The organism is Oceanicoccus sp. KOV_DT_Chl (assembly GCF_900120175.1).
Taxonomy (GTDB): domain Bacteria; phylum Pseudomonadota; class Gammaproteobacteria; order Pseudomonadales; family Dasaniaceae; genus Oceanicoccus.
The window spans coordinates 2,419,438-2,442,206 of record NZ_FQLF01000002.1; the positions used below are offsets into that span (position 1 = coordinate 2,419,438).

A 22,769-nucleotide genomic window follows, 5' to 3' on the forward strand; every position below is an offset into this window, starting at 1 on the left:
TGTTCTGGCGGCGGAGAGTCGTGTTATGGCAGTGGTTTAAAAACGCACTGCCGGATTTTTTGATTAATGGGTGGCTAACATGCCCCAGTCCTGACTGGGGTTTAAGGTCAGGGTGACGTTGTCGATCAATCGGGGTTTGCCAAGTTTGGCGGCAGCAAGAATCACAATCTGCTCGGTATCGAGTGTCACTTCGCGCAGTGTTTCGGCATCGCGTACTGAAAAATAGTCAGGCTCAAAGCCGGCGTTTTTCAAGGCATCGGTACAGTACTGTTCAAGATCCTGATAGCTGTCGAAACCGCAAGCGATGGCTTCGCGGCACTCAAGCAGGGTTTGATGCAGCGCCGGGGCAATTGAGCGTTGCTCATCAGTGAGGTAGCCATTGCGAGAACTCAGGGCTAAGCCGTCGAGGTCGCGAGCGGTTTCAACGCCAATCAGTTCAATCGGCATGCACAGATCTTTGACCATTTTTTCAATAATGGCTAATTGCTGAAAATCTTTTTTGCCGAAAATCGCCACATCAGGCTGCACGATCTGGAACAATTTATTAACGACTGTGGCTACCCCGGCGAAATGGCCCGGGCGGCTAGCGCCACACAATGTTTCTGATAAGTCCGGTACGACCACCAGAGTTTGTTTGTCCATACCCTCCGGGTAGATTTCTTCTACGTTGGGGTAGAGCAAATAGTTAGTGCCTTCGGCAAACAATTTTTCTTTATCAGCAGCCAGTGTACGCGGGTAATTATCTAAATCTTCGCCAGCGCCGAACTGCAAGGGATTGACAAAAATACTGACAACTACAATGTCGGCGACTTGTTTGGCTTTACGCACTAGCTGAATATGGCCTTCATGCAGATTGCCCATGGTGGGCACAAAGGCGATACGCTTACCGTTGCTTTTATCACGGATAATTGCGTTACGCAGTTGCTTGCTTGTATTGAATGTCTTCATATCACTCAACTTCCTGGCTTATATCTCGATTGATGCGATCAATGTTCCGGCATCAATCATCAATTAAATTGATGATCAGTGTTACCAGAGATTTTGGCTCACTGGTCCGAAAAGTGGTGGATAAATACGCTGGGCATTTACTGACCATTGATCGGAGGCGGGCAAGTATGCCCCAATCAGAATGATGGATCAATGATCTGAAAGGTAAAAATGCTACAAATTTGTTACTAAAGGAAGCGCGTGCGAAAAGTAACAAAATGGGTGTCTTGGCACCATTTGAGGGAAAAGGCGCGTACCGTGGGGCTAACGGAAGCCGTGCTCTTGACCGGGGAATTCCCCGCTTTAACGGCACTGTGGTAGGCGCTGAGCGCGCTTTGCACATTATTGGTTTCTGCTAAAAAGTTGCGCACAAACTTCGGGCTGTGGGCGCTCAGGCCTAGCATATCGTGCAGCACCAGCACCTGGGCATCAGTATCTACCCCCCCCAATACCTATGACTGGAATCGTCAGCGCTTGGCTGATGGTGCCAGCAAGAGCGGTGGGTACACATTCCAGTACCAACAGGCTGGCACCGGCTTGTTCTACTTTTTTAGCATCTGCCAGTATCGCCTTGGCTTGTGCAGAGTCGCGGCCTTGTACCTTGAAGCCACCAAACGCGTTAACTGACTGTGGCGTTAGCCCTAGATGGGCGCAGACGGGAATACCTTGCTCTGTGATGGCTTTAATGCTCTCTAACAGCCATTCTCCGCCCTCTAGTTTCACCATATGTGCTCCAGCTCTCATAAGGGCTGCAGCGTTAGTAAGCGCCTGCTCTTTAGTGCTGTAGCTGGCAAAGGGCATATCACCAATAATCAGTGGTTTGCTACAGCCGCGGCTCACGCATTGGGTGTGGTAGGCCATATCGTCAATGGTGACTGGCAGGGTGCTATCGTGCCCTTGTAGCACCATGCCCAGCGAATCCCCGACCAAAATCACTTCAATCCCTGCCTGTTCGATCAAGCGGGCAAAGCTGGCATCGTAGGCAGCGACTACAGCAAATTTTTCACCGGCGGCTTTATGGGCTTGTAAGCTGGTGATCGTGACCTTGCGCAATTCTGCGGGAGCATGAGTAGACATAGGGAGCCTCGGGGCCGTTTGAGCGGCTAGAAAAACGTCGGATTAAAATAGTGGCGGCCGCCGCGGATATTAAGCAGGTAGTCGACCAATTGCTCGTAGTCGCGTTGGCGGTTTACCACATCCAGTTCATCGGCATTAACAATCAGCAGTGGCGCATCATCGTAGTAAAGGAAAAATTCGCTATAAGCTTCGTTGATGGTTTCGAGGTAATCCCTCGAAATACGCTGTTCAATGTTGACGCCGCGGTTCTCGATGCGTGAGAGTAGTACGTCTACGGATGCCTGTAAATAGATAACCAGGTCGGGTTTGGGGCATCAATGGTGAGTTGTTGGTAGACTTTTTCGTACAGTTGATACTCGTCTTTGTCGAGGTTGATTTGGGCAAACAAGCGGTCTTTATTAATCAGGAAATCTGCCACACGGACTGGTTCAAAAATGTCACCCTGACGCATATCCTGAATTTGTTGGCTGCGCTGAAACAGAAAAAATAACTGGGTTGCCAGTGCGGCGTTTTTTTGGTTTTGATAAAAGCGTTCCAAAAAAGGATTTTGTTCAGCATGCTCTAACAGCATTTGATAATTAAAGGTTTCCCCCAGCTTTTTAGCCAGCGTGGTTTTGCCAACACCAATAGCACCTTCAACAGCAATAAACGGTGGTGGTTTACGGTTTTGTAAATCGATTACAGGCTGGATGGCATCCTGATTCACTGCTGGTCTCCGTTATATTATGTCGTGACGGTGCTATTTCCCGACTGTATTAAGACTTGAATAGGTCAGTGAATAAACTATCAAGCCAATAGTGGGCGCTATTGTAGAGTAAGAAACTTAATCAACCAAACTCAAGCCGTCCTTTGCGCAGTACAAGAGCTGCTGTTGAACAGTGCGCTGGTTGTGTAGTCGCCAATCCGGTGCAATGTCGGCCAAGGGGTAGAGTACAAAATTGCGTTCCAGAATGCGTGGGTGGGGAACGGTTAAGCGCGGCTCGTTGATAACAGCACTACCATAATAGAGTAAATCCAGATCAAGCGTGCGTGGGCCCCAGCGCTCCAACCGTTTGCGGTTATGGTTATTTTCAATCGCTTGCAAAGCATCCAGCAACTCTAACGGTTGCAGTTGGCTGCGAAGTTCAACAACGGCATTAATATAATCCGGCTGTTCACCGGGGCCTATGGCAGTACTCTGGTAGAAGTACGAAGTGGCGACAAGGGTGGTGCCAGCAAGTGTTGATAATTCGTTTATGGCGCTTGCAACTTGTTGTCTCGGCTGATCCAGGTTACTACCTAGTGCAATAAAGCAGCGGGTCATAATGGTAGCGTTAGTGAATATTTTTGGGCGCGGCAGGCTTGCGGCGCGAGCGGCGTTTACCGGACGGGTTTTGCACGGCTTTACTCATTGCTTCCCGTTGATCGGGGCTACGGTTTTGGTAGTCGGTCCACCACTGAACCACATCGCCAGTATCTTCACCGGCCTGCTCGCGCAGTATCATAAAGTCATAGGCGGCGCGAAAACGTCGATTTTCAAATAACTGCTCAGCTTTGCGGCCGCCGCGATTAGGTAGGCGCAATTGCAGCTCCCATATTTCCCGCATGGGCATACCAAATCGCTTAGGTACGGCAGTCAGTTGTTGTTGTCGAGAGGCAACTTCCTGAGCGGCCTGATGCATGGCGGGTACTGCTGGCATCCCTTCGCTTATCAGCTGTTGCTGGCGTTGTTTGACCGGTGGCCATAACAGGGCGGCAAAGATAAAAGCGGGGGTGACGGGTTTCCCTTGTTGGATACGCTTATCAGTATTTTGTAAGGCTTGCATGATCAAGGTATGCGCGGATGGGTCTTTGAGGCTAGCTTGAGTTTGTGGAAACAATGGCTCGAATAAACCGTGTTGCTGCATCAGTTCATAAGTAGCAACCGCCTGACCGGACATAAATAATTTAAGTACTTCGTCAAACATTCTTGCGGCAGAAATGTCTGCTAACGATGAAGCGAGTTGTTTCAGTGGCGCAGCGGTATCAGTTTCAATATCAAAATTGAGTTTGCCGGCAAAACGCACGGCTCTAAGCATCCGTACCGGATCTTCCCGGTAGCGAGTGGCGGCGTCGCCAATGATGCGGATTACTCTGTCATGTAAGTCTTGTACGCCGTTGGTGTAGTCGTAAACCGCAAAATCGGCATTTGAATAATAAAGTGCATTGATGGTGAAGTCGCGGCGAATGGCATCTTCTTCGACGGTGCCGAAGACATTGTCGCGTAACAACATGCCGTCTTTGGAGCGAGCAGATTGTTGGTTGCCCGGCCGTTTACCTTTAGTGTTTTCTTCGGGTGCCTGATGAGAGCCGCGAAAGGTAGTGACTTCAATCACCTCGCGGCCGAAGCGGACATGAACGATTTTAAAACGCCGCCCAATAATTCTTGCACCACGGAAAAGGTTTCTGACTTGTTCGGGGGTTGCATCAGTGGCGACATCAAAGTCTTTGGGACGTTGCCCAAGCAGCAGGTCGCGCACCCCGCCGCCTACCAGAAATCCAGCAAATCCCGCTTTGTGTAAGGTAGTCATTACTTTCAGCGCAGCATCACTGATGTGCTTGCGTGAAATATTATGTTTATCTCTTGGAATAATATGCGGGTCTAGCGATTTTGGGTCGAGGTTGCTGGCGTCATTCCCCAGCGCGGTTTTTACGCGCTTGATGGCTTGGGAAAAAATATTAGTCATAACGGGCTATGCTCGATCCAGAAGTTTACGGTTGGGTCTTTTTTAATTGGCGCGGATAGTAGCACAGATACGTTTTTAGCTTTAGTTAGAGTGTGGCTGGTGAGGAAATATTGGAAGAGCGATTTCAGGCAGTATTTAAAGGGAGGTATATGATGAAGGGAAAACAGATGTTTTCCCCCATCCAGGTCTCAGTTATTGTTTTTATTATGCATTTTTTATTATTATTCCTTAATACATAGCAGGTTCTGTGCCAAGAAATTAAACCCTTACTCTTCAATGACTTATAAATAATACTAATAACTAGTAGTTGTTTTTATGGTGGTGATGTTACCAATCCTCCCGAGCTTCGTTACGATCTTGGTAAACTAGTAACAGTTAGTTGACGAATATACAGCTTTAACAACTGGTAGCGATGAATAGGAGATTGGTTATAAATTAATCGCAATAAGCTGTTAAATTAAGAAATAGGGGTTTATTAATTAATTTTGGCTGATTTATCTGTTTGGCGGCTGAATTATTCTGGGATATAGAAAATCAGGATGGCATTAGAAGAGAGTTAAGTATTAGGGTTTTAGGTAGGAAATTGATGAGGGAAGATCGCTCTTCCCCATCCAGGTCTCATTGTTTTTATTATTTTATAACTATTATTTTTATGTATTATTTTTATTATGCTTAAAACTATTGCATACCCCGTGCCAATATTAAAAGTTCTTATTTATCAATATGTTATAAACTCTAATCACGAGTAAATCTTCATTTAGTCAAGTCGTTGTTACCATCTTACTCGGTGTTTGTTACATATGTAATCGTCTGGTAACGAAGTTGTCGGCGAGTAATGTCTCGTTATCGCGCTTTGTTCTTACCAGCTTTGTTATATAGTGATTAAAAGTTGATCGCGCCGGTAAACCGTCATTTTTTGTGACTTTATTACACTTTGCATCATGGGAGCGGGCGGGTGAGGCTTTCGCTGGCGGGGAGTTACGACGACGCGGATTTAGCCCCTTTTTTGCGCGGAATGCTTAGTCGCTGGCGACGTTCCCATAAGCATTTACGGCTCACACCTAATTTACGCGCGAGCTCCGTTTCACTCATAGAGTCCTGATGCTCAAGTACAAATCGCTGGAAATAATCTTCCAGTGACAGGTCTTCTTGAGATTCGTCGTCTGATATAGAGGCTGCGTTGCTGGTGTTCTGGGGGTTGCTGTGGGCTCGCTACCTAATCGCTTGCTGCGAATCTGGGTGACATTAACTAATTCAAGATCAATATTCAGCTGCTCATTGGTAATGGTATCACCGTCTTCCAATATGACGGCCCTTTCAATCACATTCTCCAGCTCGCGTACATTGCCCGGCCATGTGTAGGTAGTAATGGCCTGGATGGCTTTGGGGGAGAACGTTTTCATGGGCTTGTTGAATTGAGCGCAGCGCCGTTCAAGGATCGTTTCAGCCAGTTCCAGAATATCTTTGCCGCGTTCTCTTAGTGGTGGCAGTACCAGTTGCATGACATTGATGCGGTAGTACAAATCGGGGCGAAATTGCCCTTCATGGGCCAGTGTTTTCAGATCACGGTGGGTGGCACAGATTAGGCGTACATCGACTTTGCGTGATTCAACCGCACCAATGCGGCGGATTTCATCTTCCTGAATAAATCTCAGCAGTCGCGCTTGGGCCTCTAAAGGTAATTCGCCGATTTCATCCAGAAACAGGGTGCCACCATCAGCGGCTTCAATTAAGCCCATTCGGTTGGTATTGGCGCCGGTAAATGCGCCTTTTTCATAGCCGAATAGCTCGGATTCGATCAATGTTTCTGGAATCGCCGCACAGTTTACGCTGATAAACGGTTGCTCGGTGCGATGACTGTAGGCGTGGATGGCTTTGGCGACGAGTTCTTTGCCAGTCCCGGTTTCGCCGTGGACAAGAACGGTAGTGTCAGTAGGTGCGACTTTGTCGATATATTCATAGAGTTTGACCATTGGCTGGCAGTTACCAATCATTTGGCCCAGATTGGGATGACCTCGCTTAACACTGGCGGCGGTGCGCTGTTCTTGAGGGATGCTCTGGGGAGAGTGGTTGGCGATGATAGCGGCAACGGCATCCAGCATTTCATCGTGATCAAATGGTTTGGCAATATAATCTACAGCACCACTTTTCATGGAATCGACAGCTGAGCGCAGGCTGGCATAGCTGGTCATAATTAGTACCGGCACATCCCCCGCTTGTTTGATGAGGTCGGTACCGGGGGCGCCTGGCAGGCGCAAGTCACTGATAATCAGGTCAAAGCGGCTGAGGTCAAATTTATCCAGCGCTTCTTTAACTGCTCCGGCTTCGCTAACTTGGTATTCATGGCGTTCTAATAGTTTACGCAGGGCGCTACGAATGACTGTTTCGTCTTCAACTATTAGGATGTGTTCCATTGAATAAACCTTGATTTTGGCGATTAACTGAAAGAATTTGAGTATGACGGTAACATACCCCGTCTTTCGTGTTTATGCCAGTACAAAAAGTGACAAACCATCGTGCATGGTAACAGTTGAAAGTTTCCTGGCATTTATGTTTGGGGCCACTGGCTCAGCCATGATGGCGCATTAATCTGATGGTAAAGCGGGTGCCGCCATGCACTTTATCGGCGGGGCTTTCAACGTTAATGGTGCCGCCTAAATCATCCACAATGCTATACACTAACGAGAGACCTAAGCCTGTGCCTTCGCCGGCTTCTTTGGTGGTAAAGAAGGGGTCAAAGATTTGCTCTTGCAGTTTCTGGTTGATACCTGTGCCACGGTCAGTGACATGGATGTGTAACTGGCTGGTGGTGGCTTCCGCGCTTACTGTTATAAGACCATTGGGCTGACTGGCATCTCGGGCATTGCTAAGGAGATTGACAAAGACTTGCAGCAATCGTTGGCTGTCGCCGATAGCGTAATATTCATTGTCACAATGATTTTCAAACTGTACTTCTTTAGCGCCTTTGTTTAAACCCAGTAAGTGGATAGCTTCATCAGCGCAGATTTTAATGTGCACAGGCGCTAATTCCCGGTTGGCACCTTCCGAGCCGGCGTGAGCAAAATTTACTAATGTCTGTACAATTTTTGAAACGCGTTCAGTTTGTACCAGAATTTCTTGTGCGGTTTCGAGGCTCTCCGGATTGTCTGTGTCATAGCGTAAATTTTGTGCCAGACAGGCTATGCCGGTGACAGGGTTGCCAATTTCGTGTGCTACCCCGGCCGCCAAACGGCCAATAGACGCTAGTCGTTCGCTGTGAAGTAGCTCATCTTCCAATAGCTGCACATCGGTAGTGTCCTCTAGCACAATCACTCTGCCGTCATTGCTCAGTGTGTTGATCGGATCAACTATGGTTTTGTGTAAGTTGAACCAACGATGGCTGCCATCAATATCCAGTTGCTGCTTGTATAAGCGCGGGTTGGGTTTATTGATAAAATCGCTGAGTAATTTGCCCCATGGTGTGGGTAAGTTGTGCAGGTTTGAGCCGATCACATCATGAGTTGCGACACCAGTAAAGTTGGCAATGGCATCATTCCACATCAGAATTTCGTTATCCCTTCCTAAGGAGCAAACACCTACTGGTAGGTTTTGTAAGGTTTGACGATGGTAGCGGCGAAGATTATCAAGGTCGGCAGCAAGACCGGTGAGGTGTATTTTGTAGTTTTCCAATTGCACTTCAATTAAGTTGATATCTTCACTGCGACCTCTTTCGCCATCAGCTTCGTAAGGCAGTAATTGATTAACCATATCGTGAGCGACGGAGGGACCCATTAAGCCTGAAAGATTGGCTTCCAGTCGATAACGCAAACGGCGCAAGGCGAAAGGGCGTGTTTCACTGGGGGGGATTTGCATTTCTTTCAAGGCCCTGTCGACTTCGCGTTGAGCTGTGCGAGTGCCCAGTGCAGAGGCTAATTGCTCTTTCATTTGGGAGGGGTTTTTTACGCTGAGCAAGCGTCTGCTGGGGCGACTAAGATCGTCAGTGGAGCAAACTTCTGCGGCCAGTTTTTCTTCTTCAGATGTTTTGGTTAGCAGTGAGACCAGTCCGAAAACAAGCATGTTCATGCCGAGTGCCAGCATGGTGGCTGAGCTCCATAAATCATCGGTAGGCAAGTTGAAAAAAAGTTTACCGATTAGTTCGGGGTCAAAGTTACTAAAAATGGGTAGCAACAGGGTGATGAACCAAACACTAAAGCCGGTTATTAAGCCGGCAATAAAACCATTGCGGTTTGCACCTTGCCAGTAGAGGGCAGCTAGGATTCCAGGTAAAAATTGCAGGGTAGCGATAAAAGAAGCCAGGCCTAAATTGGAAAGCGTCTCGCGGCCTGCAATAAAGCGGTAAAACGTATAGCCAGTGAGAATAATAAATACAATAAGTACCCGGCGTATCCACAATAGCCAGCGATAAATATCGCGATGATTGCCAGGTCTATAAATCGGTAATACCAAATGTTTTAGACACATGGAGGCTAGTGCAATAGTGGTAACAATGACGGTGCCACTGGCGGCGGATAAGCCGGCAATATAAACCAATATCGACAGCGTTCTAGATTCGAGTTCTATGCCAATGGCGAGGGTAAAATACTCAGGCGATAATGGTGTGCCAAGTTTAAAGCCTGCCCATAAAATGGGAAGCACGGGTAAGCTCATCAGCATTAGTAGTAGTGGCACTCCCCAGCTGGCGGTTTGCATCGCTTTGATATTAGGGTTTTCGGCAAAAATCATATGGAATAAATGTGGCATCGCAACGGCTGATGAGAAAAAAATCAACAGCAAGGCGCGAGAAGAATCTTCGCGCATGGGATAGTTCAGTAGTGACACAATTTCCGGGTTTTGGTTTAGCCATAAATCCAAACCGTCAAAACCACCAAAAACATGGAAAATCACAACGCCGCCAACGCTGAGTATAGCTATGAGTTTTACTACTGATTCAAATGCTATGGCGGCAACTAAACCATTGTGGCGCTCGTGGGCCGTTAAATGTTTAGAGCCAAAAGAAATGGTGAACAAACAAATCACCAAGCAGAAAATAAAGGCCAATGTATTGTGGCGGGTATTGTTGTCAAAGGAGGCATTACTATTGGCCGTTAATAAATATAGGCTGTCTGTTACCGCTTGAATTTGTAGTGCTAGTAGTGGCCATATGGCTAACACCATAAAAATGGTGATTAAGGAGCCGGCCCATTGGCTACGAAATCTAAAGGTTAAAACGTCCGCTAGCGAACTATGCAAATAGGAACGGGAAATTCGTAAAATAGGGCCTAGTAGTAGTGGGGCAAAAATAAATGTTGCCGCAATGCCCAGATAGTACGATAAAAAGCCGTAGCCGTATTCGTGGGCCAGACCAACGATGCCGTAGATAGCCCATGCGCCAGTAAAAACGCCTAACGATAAAACGTAGGTAAGAGGATGGCGGATAAATTTTTCAGGGATGCGGCCTCGGTCGGCCAAGTGAGCAATGCCAAATAGCAGAAATAAATATCCCAGGCCAATAATAAATAATTGATAAAGTTCAAATTTCATTAATTATTATTTTCCGTTTCTTTGCGCGCTTGATTTTGTTTGCGCTCAATACGCTTGACGCTCCACCATACGAAAATAATAGTGCTTAACCATAATTGATAAGGGCGGTACCAGGCAGTGCCGCCTTGTGTTACCCACTCCTGAATGGAGGGGGCGAAAACAAAAATGACAAGCATAAGTAGTAACAGGGTAGGATTTATACGCATGGCTGATCCAGTGGAGTCGCGTCTTAATGGTTGGGATACTACGCAAGCTATTGCTAAGTTGCAAAAGCTCACATTGGCTAAATTTATTGGGCCATTGCTAGTGTTTTACTGATGCGGTTCAAGCTCCAGTTTGCCACTGCCCAGTCTAAAATATCTGCTGGCTTTTTGCTTTGCTCTATGGGGGGCTCAGGTTGTGCTAAAAAGGCTAGCGTTAGCAATAAATTCTCGCAGACTTGATCGCTCAACGGTTTGGCAAAGGTTTGTTTGCTGAGCTTTTGCCCCTGTTGATTGGTGATAACGGGAAAGTGGGCATACTGGGGGGGGTCAAACCCCAGTATTTGTTGCAGCCAGATTTGTCGGGGGTGGAGTCGAGTAAATCGGAGCCGCGCACAATGTGGCTGATTTGCTGCTGTTGATCATCGACTACCACAGCCAGTTGATAGGCAAATAAACCATCCTTGCGTTGCAGCACGAAATCCCCGACCTCTTGTTTCAATTGCTGTGCGTAATAGCCCTGAATGGCGTCGTCAAAACCAATAGATTGATCAGGAACAACAAGGCGAATGGCGGCGGCATTTTTTGGGGGGTGTTGTTGATGGCGGCAGCGGCCGGGGTAAATGCCTTTATTGGCTTTTAAGTTGCTGCGGGAGCAGCTGCAATAAAAGATATGGTTGCTGCTCTGTAGCTGCTCTATGGTGTGTTGATAGGCTTGGTGACGTTGGCTTTGCCACATGACTGAATCATCCCAATGCAGGCCGTGTTGTTCGAGGCTATGCAAAATAGCATCAGCGGCACCGGTTATTTCGCGGGGAGGGTCAAGATCTTCAATACGAACCAGCCATTTACCCTGATGCGCTTTGGCGTCAACATAGCTGGCGACTGCACCGATCAATGAGCCTATATGTAATAAGCCGGTAGGCGATGGGGCGAAGCGACCAATATAAGGCGGTGGTTCGGGCTTAGTCATGGCAAAAAGGTGGCTTCATGAGAGCATAATAAAGTGAGTTATTGAAATGGGCTCTAATAAAAAACGGGAGAATCCAGTAGAGACTCTCCCGTTTAATTGCAAACTACAGTTGCTGCTGCTCTGGTCAATAATTAACCCATCTGATGTCTTTCTTTGATCTCATCTAATGTTTTGCAGTCAATGCACTGGGTCGCGGTAGGGCGTGCTTCCAGGCGCTGGATGCCTATTTCAACACCGCAGGCTTCGCAAAAGCCATAGTCATCGGCATCAATCAGGTTGATTGTCTTTTCAATTTTCTTGATCAGTTTACGCTCGCGGTCACGGGTGCGAAGCTCCAGACTGAACTCTTCTTCCTGGGTAGCGCGATCGGCTGGGTCGGGGAAATTGGCTGCTTCGTCTTTCATATGGCTGACTGTGCGGTCGACTTCTTCCATTAACTCAGACTTCCATGACAGCAGGATGCCGCGGAAATGCTCGCGCTGTTTCTCGTTCATATACTCTTCACCTTTTTTAGCTTTATAAGGGGTGAAGTTATTAAAATTGCTTTGAGCTGCGGTCTTTTTGGGCATTGCTACGTCTCACTTGTGGCTAGCTACTAAAATTTATACTGTATTCTGCCTTGTGCGTTCGTTGATCCTATCGGTAAATCTATGAGTAATATGAGATCGGCTAATTTGGATCGGCAGAGCAATCATTTGCAAACCGCCAAAAGTACCAGATTTCAACAGCCAGTGCTACCAGATAATTGCGCGAAATAGCTACTCTGGGGGTTGGGTAAATATTTGATTCAAATTCGCCAATCGCACTTTCATTTTAATGGCGTTATGGCGGTCATTCTGGCGGCGTTAAAAAGTGTGATTAAAGTTTTGTTCAGTTAGCTAAAAGACCAACTAAGACTGTTAACATATCGTTTTGTTTTCAGACCATCTATCAGGAATCTCTTACGTGGCTACTACGTCTAAAATTACCCGGCCTTTTGCTGTTCGTTTGCAAGACATCGAGCCTTTTCGGGTTGTGGAGGTGCTGGATCGTGCCAAACAACTCGCTGCGGAAGGGCGAGACATTGTTCATCTGGAGGCGGGGAGCCAGATTTTGGTACGGCGGCCCCCATAATCAAGGCCGGCCAAGCCTCTCTGGGCAGGGGTGAAACTTCCTATAGTCAGGCAGCAGGTATTCCCGAGCTACGACAAGCGCTAGCCGCCTTTTATCTACAGGAGTATGGAGTGGAAATAGCGCCACGGCGAATAATGATCACTCCAGGAGCATCCGGTGCGCTGCTATTGATTGCGGCGTTATTGATTAATCCCGGTGATGGCATGCTAATGACTGATCCGGGTTACCCCTGCAATCGTCATTTTTTACGCTTAGTTGAAGGAGAGGGTCAGTTAGTGCCGGTGGGGCCGGAAGATCGTTTTCAATTGACTGCTAACAAAGCCGCAGAACATTGGCAGGGCAATACCATCGGCGCGATGGTGGCTTCACCGGCAAACCCTAGTGGCGAGATATTAGCGCGGCAAGAGTTGAGTGATTTATTCGATTTATGTTGTGCTAATAATGGGCATTTAGTAGTCGATGAAATTTATCACGGTTTAAGTTATGACGAGCCTGCACCGTCGATTTTAGAAATTACAGATCAGGCCTTTGTCATTAATAGCTTCTCAAAATATTTCGGTATGACCGGCTGGCGATTGGGGTGGTTGGTGGCGCCGGAACATGCGGTGGCCGATTTGGAAAAGCTGGCGCAAAACTTATTTATTTCTATGTCAACGATGAGTCAATATGCCGCCTTGGCCGCATTTGAGCCTGCCACTAGAACTATATTAGATGCACGTCGGGAAGAGTTTGCTCGCCGTCGTGATTATTTATTACCGGAGTTGAGACGCTTGGGTTTTGATATTCCCCATACGCCCGCAGGTGCTTTGTATATCTATGCTGGCATTAGTAAATTTTCTAATAATAGTAGTGAGTTTTGTCTGAACTTATTGGAGCAGCATGGAATAGCGATTACACCAGGGGCAGACTTTGGTAGTCACTTATCGCAGCAGCACGTGCGATTTGCTTACACCACCAGCATGGAGCAGCTGCAGGAAGTGGTACGGCGACTGGATGCAATTTTTGGTTGATATTTGATGCGTTGTCCGCCATTAATCCCGGCCACTTTGGTAAAGCGTTATAAGCGTTTTCTGGCTGATGTGATTCTTGACAGTGGTGACGCTATTACAGTGCACTGTCCAAATACAGGTGCTATGACTGGCTGCGCTGAGCCTGGTGCTAAAGTGTGGTTGTCTAGTTCCAATAATCCAAAACGTAAATACCCTAACACCTGGGAGTTGGTACAAACCTCCGCGGGTGATCGCGTGTGTATTCATTCAGCAAAAGCGAATGCATTGGTCAAAGAAGCGATTGAAAATAAAGTGGTCGCGGAATTGTTAGGTTATGAAAAAATACGTAGCGAAGTCAAATATGGCGCCGAGAATAGCCGCATTGATTTATTGTTGGAAAATTCAATAGAGCAGTGCTTCATCGAAGTGAAGTCGGTAACGCTATTAATGGATGCTGGTTTGGGTGTGTTTCCAGATGCAGTTAGCGCGCGTGGCACTAAGCATTTGCGGGAATTGATAGCAATGAAACAGCAGGGGCATCGAGCGGTATTATTTTTTTGTGTACAGCATACGGGGATAGAAAAAGTGGCTCCCGCTGATGTTATTGATCAACTGTATGCGGATACGTTCCGCGAAGCCGTAGCGGCAGGGGTAGAGGTTATAGCTTATGCCGCCAGTGTTACTCCGGAGGCGATTAGTTTAGAGCGTGCTTTGCCGGTAATTAGCCGGCAGGTGTAATGCATTATTTTTTGTTGTCTTCTTTTTATTTTTTTCCAGTTTGTAAATTTCATCGATATAACATTTTTGTGGTGTGCCGCCTGTTTGTCGAACAATGATGGCATCAAAGCGGGCTTGCATTGATGTGCCGGTTGACGTGGTGGCGATCACTTCTCTTGAAGAAAGTTCAGGACATCTAATTTGTAGTGTAACCAGATAACTCTGGCTGGGGCCAGAGTGGATGATCAGCGCTTTCGAGTTAATGTAATTCCAGCCATCGAGCCGGTAATTCATAATTCGGTCAACGGGTTCTGAGAGTGTATATCCCTTTTCGGTAGCGAGCTGTTCCGGTGTTGGTGCTGGCTTGGATTCAGTGGTGCTGCATGCAGATAGAAGTATCGAAACGAGAAAAATTATACTGGTGCTCAAGTGCATGATTGTCGTCCTGTGGTGTGATAGTGAATGGTGAAATTTGACTAAATGTTAATGCAAACATGTCATAAGTTTAATAAATTTAAGGCGTAATAGCTTGTTGCTATAAGTTTGAGGGGGTGATTCGGTTTTTATCGGTCTATAAAAATAAGTGCTTATGCATCCTCACAATATATGCCACTTCTATAACGCCTTTCTGCAAAGTATTACCGGAAACCTGATGTGGAAGAGTATTGGTTTCAGAGTAATATGCAACTAACAATTATAAATTAGTCAATAAGGATAGCAGCGTTAACCCCGCGCAGTTGGTAAAGCCGGAAAGGAATAGGGCAGGGAGTGGTAAATATATGCATTCAATATATGAAGCAAGCGCGGAATTTACTCATCTGCCAATGGTAGTTATTCAATATTTCAATTTTACCGAGTCTGAATCAATACTGTGTTTGCATTTGGTACAAGGCAAAACATTGGATGATGTTTTTGATGAGCTTCATCACCCTCGTGAGCAGCTAAGGGATCAGCTTGATAGTTTATTGAAAAAGACCGGCACCGATAACACAGCAAAATTAATTTCGGTAGTGCTATCCTGTGTGGGCTTTAAATGATCGGTTTTCAGCAACAGCCTCGAGGCTGTCTCCTTACCTCGAATAGGCGCTTTATGAGAATAGCAGTCTCATGCCTGGACGAGGTTTTCTTATTCATTGAACAGATGTTGGTAAATGTGTTTATCCGGAGTGACTGGAGCTAGTGGCCAGCTGCATTTGAAACCAACGATCATCGGCTTGGCGTAGCCGTCGACTGACTTCACGTGCCATATTCATTTGTATTAATAAAAATTGCTCGGGGTCAGTTTGGTAAAGCTGATGCAGGGCGGAGGATGGTATTTTAATCGCAGTGCAGTCGGCTTCGGCTCTGACTGACGCGCTTCTGGTAGTGAAGTCGATGAGTGCTAAATCGCCGAAACAATCACCATCACTCACGTAACGTAAAACGTATTCCTGTTGGTTAAACTCTTTGTAAATAACCGCTCGTCCATGCTCTAACAAAAATAATGAATCACCATTCGCGCCTTGCTTAAAAAAAATATCACCGGCTTTAGTGGTGAGTGTTAGCGATAGTTCCAGAATTAATGCGACACTGCTATCTTTTATGGCACCAAAAAAAGGCATAGCCTGCAGTAAGTGGATGCGGTCCTCTGTCTGCATGCAATTGCCTCTCTACTTGTGGTTAATTATTATGATTGCTGCTTAGTTTAGAATGCGCGTTAAGAGTTCGCCATGTTTATCTGCATTAAGGCGCGGCCCATAGTTGCTGACGACATTGGCAGCGGCAAGGCTTGCCAGTTCTCCAGCGGTTTGGTAGCTGTGTCCATGTGTTATGGCGAATAAAAAAGCACCAGCAAACATATCGCCGGCGCCATTGGTGTCGATGGCTTTCACTTTATTCGCGGCGATATTAATTAACCGTTCACCATCAAATATAAGCGCGCCCTTGGCGCCCATAGTGATAGCAAAAGTGTCAGCTATCAGTTTTAGTGCGGTAATCGCATCGTCGATATTATCAGAATCAGCCCAGCCCTTGGCCTCATCCTCATTACAAAACAATAAACTCACTTGGGTGCCGATCATTGCTTGTAAACCGTCTTTGAAAAACTCCACCATGCCTGGGTCAGACAAGCTGATGGCGGTTTTAACGCCGTTTTTTTCAGCGATTTCTCTGGCTTGAATAGCTGCTGCGCGGCCGGTATCAGATGTCACTAAATAGCCTTCCATATAGAGATATTCGGATTGGGCAATCGCCTCGGCATTAATTTGTGCGGCTGACAGACTTTCACTAATACCAAGGTGCGTATTCATGCTGCGCTCGGCGTCGGGTGTGATAAGCACCAGGCATTTACCGGTATTGCCGTCATCGCCGTGGTGCTGGCTATTGCAATCTACGCCAGCAGTCTTCAGGTCGTTTAGAAAAAAATTGCCATTGTCATCATTGGCTACTTTGCATGAATAGAAAGATTTTGCGCCGAAGCAGCTAGCAGCGTAGATGCTGTTACAGGCTGAACCGCCGCTGGCCAGTTTGGCGTGAACCATATGTCCAGTTAGTTGATCAGTTAAGCGTTGTTGTTGGTCTGCGTCGACTAGCGTCATTAAACCTTTTTCAACCCCCATATCTTGTAAATCCTGATCGCTCACTTCAATTTCAGTGTCGACAAGGGCTGCACCTATGCCGTAGAGGTGGTAGGTTTTCATGATGTGATCCTGATGTGTTTATCGAGTTTCGTAAAATTTGGTCGCTTATTATCCGGTTTCAAGCAGTGAATGCAATCATCAGTGACCTGCATGTTAGACTATTGCCTTTTTATTGTGTCGGAAGTCAGTGGTTGAAGCAGGGATGCGAAATTACGTACTAATTTAGTAAAGGTGAAGAAATGCTGGTGATGACTGGAATTATTAGTGAGTAAAGCATCCTCTAAGAAAAAAAGAAGTGCTGCTAGCCGGACGGCATCTACTGCAGCTAAATCAAACAAGCCTGCCAAGAGGAAGTTTCGCTTTCCATGGTTAAAGTTGACCGCTGCTATCAGTGTATTGGTATTAGCGGTAATTATTTATTTGGATGCGTCGGTTCGATACAGTCTTAATGAGCGTCAATGGCAGCTGCCTACGAGGGTTTATGGTCGCGCACTGTCGCTGTCGGTTAATCAGCCATTGACTGAGGCGGACTTGCTTTATGAATTGAAGTTACTAGGGTATCGCCAAGGGAGTGATTGGCGTGTACCAGGTAGCTTTAGCCGTGAGTCCAGTAAGTTTTCTATATCCAGTCGTGGCTTTCAAACCAGTGGTTCGATAGTTAAGCCGATGCGTTTTGAATTGCAAATAGGCAATAATAAAATTATCAGTTTGCAGCGTGCTGGCGGCGGCCTTTTAACTCAGGTGCAATTGGAGCCGCTGGAAATTGGCAGTATCTACCCACTGCATCATGAGGATCGTTTGCTGGTTAAGCTGGAGCAAGTGCCGCAGAGTCTGCAAGAGATATTATTAGCAATAGAAGATAGGGATTTTTATCAGCACTTTGGCTTGTCGCTAAAAGCGATTGGCCGCGCCTTGTTGATGAATATTCAGGCGGGGCAAACGGTTCAGGGTGGTAGTACTATCACCCAGCAATTGGTTAAAAATGTGTATCTTAGCGCGGATAAACGCTTATGGCGTAAAGCGGTAGAGGCATTAATGGCGCTAATGGTGGAGTGGCATTTTAGTAAAGAAAAATCCTCGAATCGTACATTAATGAAGTGTATTTAGGGCAGGCAGGAGCACGAGCCATCCATGGTTTTGCACTTGCAAGCCAACATTATTTTAATCGGCCACTACACGAGCTTGATGCCAGTCAAATTGCCTTATTGGTAGGTATCGTTAAAGGTCCTTCATACTATGATCCGTGGCGTCACCCGGAGCGAGCGATAAAGCGTCGCAATGTAGTGCTACAAGTGATGGCTGATAGACAGCTGATTACTGAGCGAGAGTTGTTATATTTACAGCCACTGCCGCTAGGTTTGGCTAAGACTAACGCTTTGGCTAATGTTTATCCTGCGTATTTGGATCTAGTAAAGCGACAGTTGCGCAGGGATTACAGCAGAGAAAATTTACAAACTGAAGGTATGAAAATATTTACCGCATTCGATCCCGTGGTGCAGCATCACGCAGAAGCCAGTTTGGCTGCAGTGTTATCAGCACAGGAAGAGGAAATTGAAGGTGCTGTAGTAGTCACTGCTGTTGAAAGTGGGGATGTGGTAGCAGTAGTGGGTGGAAGGCAAATGCGCTATGCCGGTTTTAATCGGGCGTTAGATGCGGTGCGTCCTATCGGATCGTTGATTAAACCTGCGGTGTATTTAGCGGCGTTACAGCAGTCACAGCGCTATACCCTGGCGTCGGTTATTAGCGATGCGGATGTTACCGTGACGGGGCGCGATGGTTCGGTTTGGGAACCGAAAAATTTTGGTCTTGAAAGTCATGGTGACGTATTACTGCATCGGGCGTTGGCGCACTCCTACAATCAAGCGACAGCGCGATTAGGGATGGAGGTCGGGCTAGAGAGTGTGCTGGATATTGTGCAGCGCTTGGGGGTGACCAGGCCATTGCCAGCACTGCCTTCATTATTATTAGGAAGTGCTGAGTTGTCACCCTTGGAGGTCACGGTGATGTATCAAACGATTGCTGCAGCTGGTGTTGCTATTCCATTGCGCTCGATTGTAGACATCGCCGATAATCAAGGCGCAGCGTTAGCGCGTTATCCGGTAAGGAAAAACCTGGCCGTTGAAAAGCCATTAATGCATTTATTGCATTACGCCATGTTGGAAGTGGTGCAAGAGGGTACCGGAAAGTCAGTAAATCAACAGCTACCAAAAGGGTATCAGGTGGCGGGTAAAACAGGCACGACTAATGATCATCGGGATTCATGGTTCGCTGGTTTTGCTGGTGATTATCTGGCGGTGGTCTGGTTGGGGCGTGATGATAATAAAAATGCCGGTTTGACCGGCAGTAGTGGTGCGCTAAAAGTCTGGGGTGAGCTTATCAGGCGCACCAGTAATAAACCGTTAGATTTTTCAGTGCCGGAAGGTATTGCTTACCACTGGATAGATAGCCGTACTGGTCTGCTGAGCCGGGAGGTCTGTGAATACTCCCGGTATTTACCTTTTCTGCAAGGGACAGCGCCGACTGAGCGTAGCAGTTGTGATACGACAATCCCAGGCGTTTTCCGCTGGTTTAAAAATCTTTTTTAGCAAAGATTTTTAAATGCTTGTGATTAGCTCATGATAAAAGCGTCAAAGTCTGGTGTGGCCATTACCTGTTCGAAACGCTCCAGATTCCACGGCCAGGTAGCAGGTATGCCCTCGCTATCCAGATACCAGCTATTACAGCCTGAGCCAAAAATAGTTTTCTTCGCCGCTGCAATACGTTTTTGATCAAAGGCATCCATCGCTTGTTGCGAGGCGCAGATATGTTGGTAGTCGTGGTTAGTTATTTGCTCAATAAGTTGTTCAATATAATGCCACTGTAATTCTGCAATATCGATTAGTGAGAAATTGCCGACGGGCCATTGGGTCCATTTAGCATAAATAGATTTGGGAATTCCGGTATTGATATTGATAAGTAGGCGCGTGGACTACTGGCCCAGACATCATTTAGTTTGATGCCATTGTTGCCAATAATATTCATCGGCCGCATAAATTGATCAGCATGAAAGCCGCTAGCTAAAGCGATTACATCAAGCTCGTGTAAGGTGCCATCCTTCAGTCGCACACCGTCCTTTTCTATATGGGAAATTGCTTGATCCTCTAAGTGTACGTTTTCTTTTTGAATAGCTTGATAGTAGTCAGGTGAAAAAATTAAACGTTTGCACGCCGCGCGATAATTGGGGCGTAATTTTTCTTTTAGGATTGGGTCAGTAATACTATTTTCCAGATTCGCCAATACAATATCTTCGATTTCTTGCATGGCAGCAGAGTCAGGGTTGGAAACTCCGTCGGTGAATCGATTAACGCTGGCGACATAATCCGGGTGCTTTTGCATTAATTTTAGTAGCGCCTGGTCATTGCGAAAGGCTTCTTTTTCTTGCTCGGTAAAAGCGGGGTTTTCGACGGGCATAATCCATTGGGCCGTGCGCTGGAAATGGATCAACTTGGCTGCTTGTGACGATAGTGCAGAAATAATTTGCACGCCGGTTGAGCCGTTACCAATGACGCCAATACGTTTATCTGCTAAAGGTACGCTGTGATCCCAGCGTGCGGTATGAAAAATAGCGCCGTCGAAATCATCAATACCGGCAATATCAGGCATCCGTGGATGGTGAAGTACCCCGGTTGCGGCGATCACGATATCGGCCTGATCTTTAGTGCCCGATTTTGTTTCGAGCTGCCAGCGGCCATCAATAAACTCGCAACGGCTAATTTCCTGATTAAATTGAATGTTTTTTTCCAGCTGGTACTTGGCGGTTATACCTTCAAAATATTGCTGTACTTCGGCGCCGGGAGGTAATTGATGACTCCATTCAGGATTGGGTTCAAATGAATAGGTGTATGCATGCGAGGGTACATCGCAGGTGAGCCCAGGGTAGGTATTTTCTCGCCAGGTGCCGCCAATTTTTTTGGCTTTTTCATAAATGGTGACGTTGCTATAACCCGCTTGTTGTAATTTTATGCCGCTGAGAATGCCAGCCATACCGGCGCCGATAATCACAAAACGCAAATTTCTGCTTGGTTTTTTGGTGTTCATAGTCATGCTCTCTGAATTGCTAACCCGGCTGCTGATTAAGTATCAGCCCGTGACAATGATTGCAGTGTAGTGATTTGCAGAGGATTGGATTCGTCCATTTGGACTAGAAGGGTTTGAATTCGGTAAGCGGTTTATGGTTACTCCTCATGCCAGCGAGCTTGAGCCAATAGTGTGGTCAGTTGCTGTAGGCCTTTACCTTTGTGGCTGATTTTCCACGCAATAAAACTTTCGAAATTAGTCACTGCATTGACAGCCAGTTTTACCAGGGTGCCATCGTTTAAATACGTTTCAATACGTCTTATAGGTAAGTGACCAATACCAATGCCTGCACGGATGGCTTCGACTTTTTGATCCATGGTTTGCACATAGAACTTCTGCCCGTCACTGCTTAGGCCTGCACTGCGGGTAATATCGGTTGAGGAGGTGTCGTGCGTAATGATACGGCGTAAGTTGGGCAGTGCTGCGTTGATATCGTGTTGATCGCTGGCCAGTTTGGCCTGTGGGTGGTGGGAGGCAATAACCGGTATTAACACAGCCTGACCAATGGGAATAGCGCGATAGCCTTTTTGTAGCGGCACCGGGCCAGGAGAGCCGACGATCAAGTCAACGCGATCTTGTTCCAGCGCTTCCCAGCCGCCATTGAGGACGCTTTCGCAAATATCAATTTCAACGGTGGGATGCTGCTGCAGAAATTGCTGAATGACCGCGAAAAAGACGGGGTACGACTGTAGTGATTCTATCGCGATATTGATTCTGGGTTCCCAGCCTGTGGCTACCTCCTTGGCTTTATTGGCTAGTTTGGTGGTGGTAGCAAGAATATCTCGCCCCTCAGCCAACATTAAATGACCGGCAGGCGTTAGCACTGAGCGGCGACCCTGACGCTGAAACAGGGTGATAGCCAGCTGTTCCTCCAGTTTTTGGATGGTGTAAGAAACGGCGGAAGTTGCTTTGTTCAGTTCTTCAGCTGCTTTTGCGAAGCTTCCGCGTCGGTCAATTGCATCCAGTGTTTCAAGTGCTTCGATACTGATCGGGTTTCTGCTGCTCATTGTCAGGTTCTCGCTAATCTTCATTGTTCTAAAATTTAGAACATATTAGTTCAATTTTGCCTCTTATTAGAAATTTTTGGGACGATACAATGAGTCCATCTTAATCAAATCAAGCCCAATTAAGGGGATAGGAGTAATAATATGACCGTTTTGCATATCAATAGCAGTGCTCGGCTACAGGGTTCTAATACCCGCATTTTGGGACAGTATTTAGTGGAAGGTTTGGCTGAGACAGTGATTGGCCGCGACCTTGCGATGCAGCCGTTGGCGCCAATCAGCGCGGAAGATTTGATTGCGGTGCATGGTTCTGCTGATAGCCAGCGGGCGAGTTTTCAGCAGCAGTTGGCGCTGTCAGAACAGTTGATTGCTGAACTCAGAGAGGCTGATACGCTGGTACTGGGTGCGCCTATGTACAACTTTGGAATTCCGGCGGTACTCAAACAGTGGATTGATGCCATCTGTCGTGCGGGGGTAAGTTTTAAATATACCGAGCAGGGGCCTGTGGGTTTGCTAGGCGTTAAACGGGCATACATTATTACTGCGTCAGGCGGTACGCCGGTGGGCAGTGAAATGGATTTTGCCAGTCGTTACTTAGAGCATATCTGTCGTTTTATTGGTATTGAGGACGTGTTTCATATTGATGCCAGTGGTTCCAAGCGCAAGCCTGAAGAGGTAATTGCACAGGGTAAATCACAAATTGATGCGTTGTTGTCGGTGGCCGCTTAGTGAGGTAAGTGGGTGCGAAAA

19 protein-coding genes and 3 pseudogenes are annotated in these 22,769 nt (G+C 46.8%); 6 read left to right on the plus strand and 16 right to left on the minus strand.

All coding sequences use genetic code 11. The features are described from left to right. Positions 1-63: 63 nt before the first annotated feature. The 10 genes and pseudogenes from panC to dksA all read right to left on the minus strand — a co-directional run bounded on the left by panC (position 64) and on the right by dksA (position 12,031). Entirely contained in the window at positions 64-948 is an 885-nt protein-coding gene (panC, locus tag UNITIG_RS15195) for a pantoate--beta-alanine ligase (protein ID WP_101759146.1), read from the minus strand. A gap of 227 nt (positions 949-1,175) precedes the next feature. Continuing rightward, positions 1,176-2,064: pseudogene (gene panB, locus UNITIG_RS15205) on the minus strand (3-methyl-2-oxobutanoate hydroxymethyltransferase). Positions 2,065-2,090: 26 nt separating this feature from the next. Beyond that, positions 2,091-2,770 (minus strand): annotated as a pseudogene (locus UNITIG_RS15210) (deoxynucleoside kinase). Positions 2,771-2,887: 117 nt separating this feature from the next. Beyond that, the gene (gene folK, locus UNITIG_RS15215) at positions 2,888-3,367 is read right to left on the minus strand and encodes a 2-amino-4-hydroxy-6-hydroxymethyldihydropteridine diphosphokinase (protein ID WP_101759149.1); all 480 of its coding nucleotides are present in this window, start codon (positions 3,365-3,367) and stop codon (positions 2,888-2,890) included. 10 nt (positions 3,368-3,377) lie between these two features. Next, complete coding sequence (gene pcnB, locus UNITIG_RS15220) at positions 3,378-4,769, minus strand: polynucleotide adenylyltransferase PcnB (protein WP_101759150.1); 1,392 nt, start codon at positions 4,767-4,769, stop codon at positions 3,378-3,380. Positions 4,770-5,857: 1,088 nt separating this feature from the next. Further along, a complete protein-coding gene (locus tag UNITIG_RS15225; protein ID WP_369809172.1) occupies positions 5,858-7,183 on the minus strand; it encodes a sigma-54-dependent transcriptional regulator in 1,326 nt (441 codons plus the stop codon). A 154-nt stretch (positions 7,184-7,337) separates the two neighbouring features. Then, a complete protein-coding gene (locus tag UNITIG_RS15230) occupies positions 7,338-10,289 on the minus strand; it encodes a sensor histidine kinase (protein ID WP_101759151.1) in 2,952 nt (983 codons plus the stop codon). Beyond that, complete coding sequence (locus UNITIG_RS15235; protein WP_101759152.1) at positions 10,289-10,495, minus strand: hypothetical protein; 207 nt, start codon at positions 10,493-10,495, stop codon at positions 10,289-10,291. The genes UNITIG_RS15230 and UNITIG_RS15235 overlap by 1 nt, the downstream gene beginning before the upstream one ends. 241 nt (positions 10,496-10,736) lie before the next feature. Next, complete coding sequence (gene gluQRS, locus UNITIG_RS15240) at positions 10,737-11,462, minus strand: tRNA glutamyl-Q(34) synthetase GluQRS (RefSeq protein WP_235015413.1); 726 nt, start codon at positions 11,460-11,462, stop codon at positions 10,737-10,739. Between the two features lie 131 nt (positions 11,463-11,593). Further along, the gene (dksA, locus tag UNITIG_RS15245) at positions 11,594-12,031 is read right to left on the minus strand and encodes an RNA polymerase-binding protein DksA (protein ID WP_101759153.1); all 438 of its coding nucleotides are present in this window, start codon (positions 12,029-12,031) and stop codon (positions 11,594-11,596) included. Between the two features lie 376 nt (positions 12,032-12,407). Here dksA and UNITIG_RS24460 point away from each other — a divergent pair, with 376 nt between their 5' ends. From UNITIG_RS24460 to sfsA, 3 genes are read left to right on the plus strand one after another with little or no spacing between them, the layout of a single operon-like run. Continuing rightward, positions 12,408-12,575: a hypothetical protein gene (locus UNITIG_RS24460; RefSeq protein WP_235015414.1), complete on the plus strand. Its 168-nt coding sequence runs from the start codon at positions 12,408-12,410 to the stop codon at positions 12,573-12,575. Between the two features lie 20 nt (positions 12,576-12,595). Further along, the gene (locus UNITIG_RS15250; RefSeq protein WP_235015447.1) at positions 12,596-13,585 is read left to right on the plus strand and encodes an aminotransferase class I/II-fold pyridoxal phosphate-dependent enzyme; all 990 of its coding nucleotides are present in this window, start codon (positions 12,596-12,598) and stop codon (positions 13,583-13,585) included. Between the two features lie 6 nt (positions 13,586-13,591). Then, the gene (gene sfsA, locus UNITIG_RS15255) at positions 13,592-14,302 is read left to right on the plus strand and encodes a DNA/RNA nuclease SfsA (RefSeq protein ID WP_101759154.1); all 711 of its coding nucleotides are present in this window, start codon (positions 13,592-13,594) and stop codon (positions 14,300-14,302) included. On the opposite strand, the gene UNITIG_RS22885 is transcribed toward sfsA, so the two are convergent. Continuing rightward, complete coding sequence (locus UNITIG_RS22885; protein ID WP_145999189.1) at positions 14,264-14,710, minus strand: DUF6491 family protein; 447 nt, start codon at positions 14,708-14,710, stop codon at positions 14,264-14,266. The genes sfsA and UNITIG_RS22885 overlap by 39 nt on opposite strands. A 350-nt stretch (positions 14,711-15,060) precedes the next feature. On the opposite strand from UNITIG_RS22885, the gene UNITIG_RS15260 reads away from it, so the two are divergent. Next, a complete protein-coding gene (locus UNITIG_RS15260; protein ID WP_101759155.1) occupies positions 15,061-15,318 on the plus strand; it encodes a hypothetical protein in 258 nt (85 codons plus the stop codon). A gap of 120 nt (positions 15,319-15,438) precedes the next feature. On the opposite strand, the gene UNITIG_RS15265 is transcribed toward UNITIG_RS15260, so the two are convergent. After that, positions 15,439-15,918 carry a Crp/Fnr family transcriptional regulator gene (locus tag UNITIG_RS15265; RefSeq protein WP_101759156.1) on the minus strand — a complete coding sequence of 160 codons (480 nt, stop codon included), beginning with the start codon at positions 15,916-15,918 and terminating at the stop codon, positions 15,439-15,441. A 42-nt stretch (positions 15,919-15,960) separates the two neighbouring features. Next, entirely contained in the window at positions 15,961-16,959 is a 999-nt protein-coding gene (locus UNITIG_RS15270) for an adenosine kinase (protein WP_101759157.1), read from the minus strand. Between the two features lie 482 nt (positions 16,960-17,441). Between UNITIG_RS15270 and UNITIG_RS25680 the strand changes: the two are divergent. After that, positions 17,442-19,481, plus strand: a pseudogene (locus UNITIG_RS25680) (transglycosylase domain-containing protein); the annotation flags it as partial. 26 nt (positions 19,482-19,507) lie between these two features. On the opposite strand, the gene UNITIG_RS24465 reads toward UNITIG_RS25680, so the two are convergent. The 3 genes from UNITIG_RS24465 to UNITIG_RS15285 all read right to left on the minus strand — a co-directional run bounded on the left by UNITIG_RS24465 (position 19,508) and on the right by UNITIG_RS15285 (position 22,022). After that, on the minus strand, positions 19,508-19,681 hold the full coding sequence (locus UNITIG_RS24465) for a hypothetical protein (RefSeq protein ID WP_235015415.1): 174 nt from the start codon (positions 19,679-19,681) through the stop codon (positions 19,508-19,510). Between the two features lie 95 nt (positions 19,682-19,776). Then, positions 19,777-20,976, minus strand: a complete 1,200-nt coding sequence (locus tag UNITIG_RS15280) for an NAD(P)/FAD-dependent oxidoreductase (RefSeq protein ID WP_235015416.1) — start codon at positions 20,974-20,976, stop codon at positions 19,777-19,779. A 137-nt stretch (positions 20,977-21,113) separates the two neighbouring features. Next, the gene (locus UNITIG_RS15285) at positions 21,114-22,022 is read right to left on the minus strand and encodes a LysR family transcriptional regulator (RefSeq protein WP_101759158.1); all 909 of its coding nucleotides are present in this window, start codon (positions 22,020-22,022) and stop codon (positions 21,114-21,116) included. A 141-nt stretch (positions 22,023-22,163) separates the two neighbouring features. On the opposite strand from UNITIG_RS15285, the gene UNITIG_RS15290 reads away from it, so the two are divergent. Next, a complete protein-coding gene (locus UNITIG_RS15290; protein WP_101759159.1) occupies positions 22,164-22,748 on the plus strand; it encodes an FMN-dependent NADH-azoreductase in 585 nt (194 codons plus the stop codon). The last annotated feature ends 21 nt before the right edge of the window (positions 22,749-22,769 follow it).

Excerpts from the sequence above, each read along its gene's own strand:
- dksA (WP_101759153.1), bottom strand. The coding sequence starts at position 12,031 with ATGCCCAAAAAGACCGCAGCTCAAAGCAATTTTAATAACTTCACCCCT.
- UNITIG_RS15285 (WP_101759158.1), bottom strand. The coding sequence starts at position 22,022 with ATGAGCAGCAGAAACCCGATCAGTATCGAAGCACTTGAAACACTGGAT.
- pcnB (WP_101759150.1), bottom strand. The coding sequence starts at position 4,769 with ATGACTAATATTTTTTCCCAAGCCATCAAGCGCGTAAAAACCGCGCTG.
- UNITIG_RS15270 (WP_101759157.1), bottom strand. The coding sequence starts at position 16,959 with ATGAAAACCTACCACCTCTACGGCATAGGTGCAGCCCTTGTCGACACT.
- UNITIG_RS15260 (WP_101759155.1), top strand. The coding sequence starts at position 15,061 with ATGCATTCAATATATGAAGCAAGCGCGGAATTTACTCATCTGCCAATG.
- gluQRS (WP_235015413.1), bottom strand. The coding sequence starts at position 11,462 with ATGACTAAGCCCGAACCACCGCCTTATATTGGTCGCTTCGCCCCATCG.
- folK (WP_101759149.1), bottom strand. The coding sequence starts at position 3,367 with ATGACCCGCTGCTTTATTGCACTAGGTAGTAACCTGGATCAGCCGAGA.
- UNITIG_RS15235 (WP_101759152.1), bottom strand. The coding sequence starts at position 10,495 with ATGCGTATAAATCCTACCCTGTTACTACTTATGCTTGTCATTTTTGTT.
- UNITIG_RS15265 (WP_101759156.1), bottom strand. The coding sequence starts at position 15,918 with ATGCAGACAGAGGACCGCATCCACTTACTGCAGGCTATGCCTTTTTTT.
- UNITIG_RS15280 (WP_235015416.1), bottom strand. The coding sequence starts at position 20,976 with ATGAACACCAAAAAACCAAGCAGAAATTTGCGTTTTGTGATTATCGGC.
- sfsA (WP_101759154.1), top strand. The coding sequence starts at position 13,592 with ATGCGTTGTCCGCCATTAATCCCGGCCACTTTGGTAAAGCGTTATAAG.
- panC (WP_101759146.1), bottom strand. The coding sequence starts at position 948 with ATGAAGACATTCAATACAAGCAAGCAACTGCGTAACGCAATTATCCGT.
- UNITIG_RS15230 (WP_101759151.1), bottom strand. The coding sequence starts at position 10,289 with ATGAAATTTGAACTTTATCAATTATTTATTATTGGCCTGGGATATTTA.
- UNITIG_RS24465 (WP_235015415.1), bottom strand. The coding sequence starts at position 19,681 with ATGGATGCCTTTGATCAAAAACGTATTGCAGCGGCGAAGAAAACTATT.
- UNITIG_RS15225 (WP_369809172.1), bottom strand. The coding sequence starts at position 7,183 with ATGGAACACATCCTAATAGTTGAAGACGAAACAGTCATTCGTAGCGCC.
- UNITIG_RS15290 (WP_101759159.1), top strand. The coding sequence starts at position 22,164 with ATGACCGTTTTGCATATCAATAGCAGTGCTCGGCTACAGGGTTCTAAT.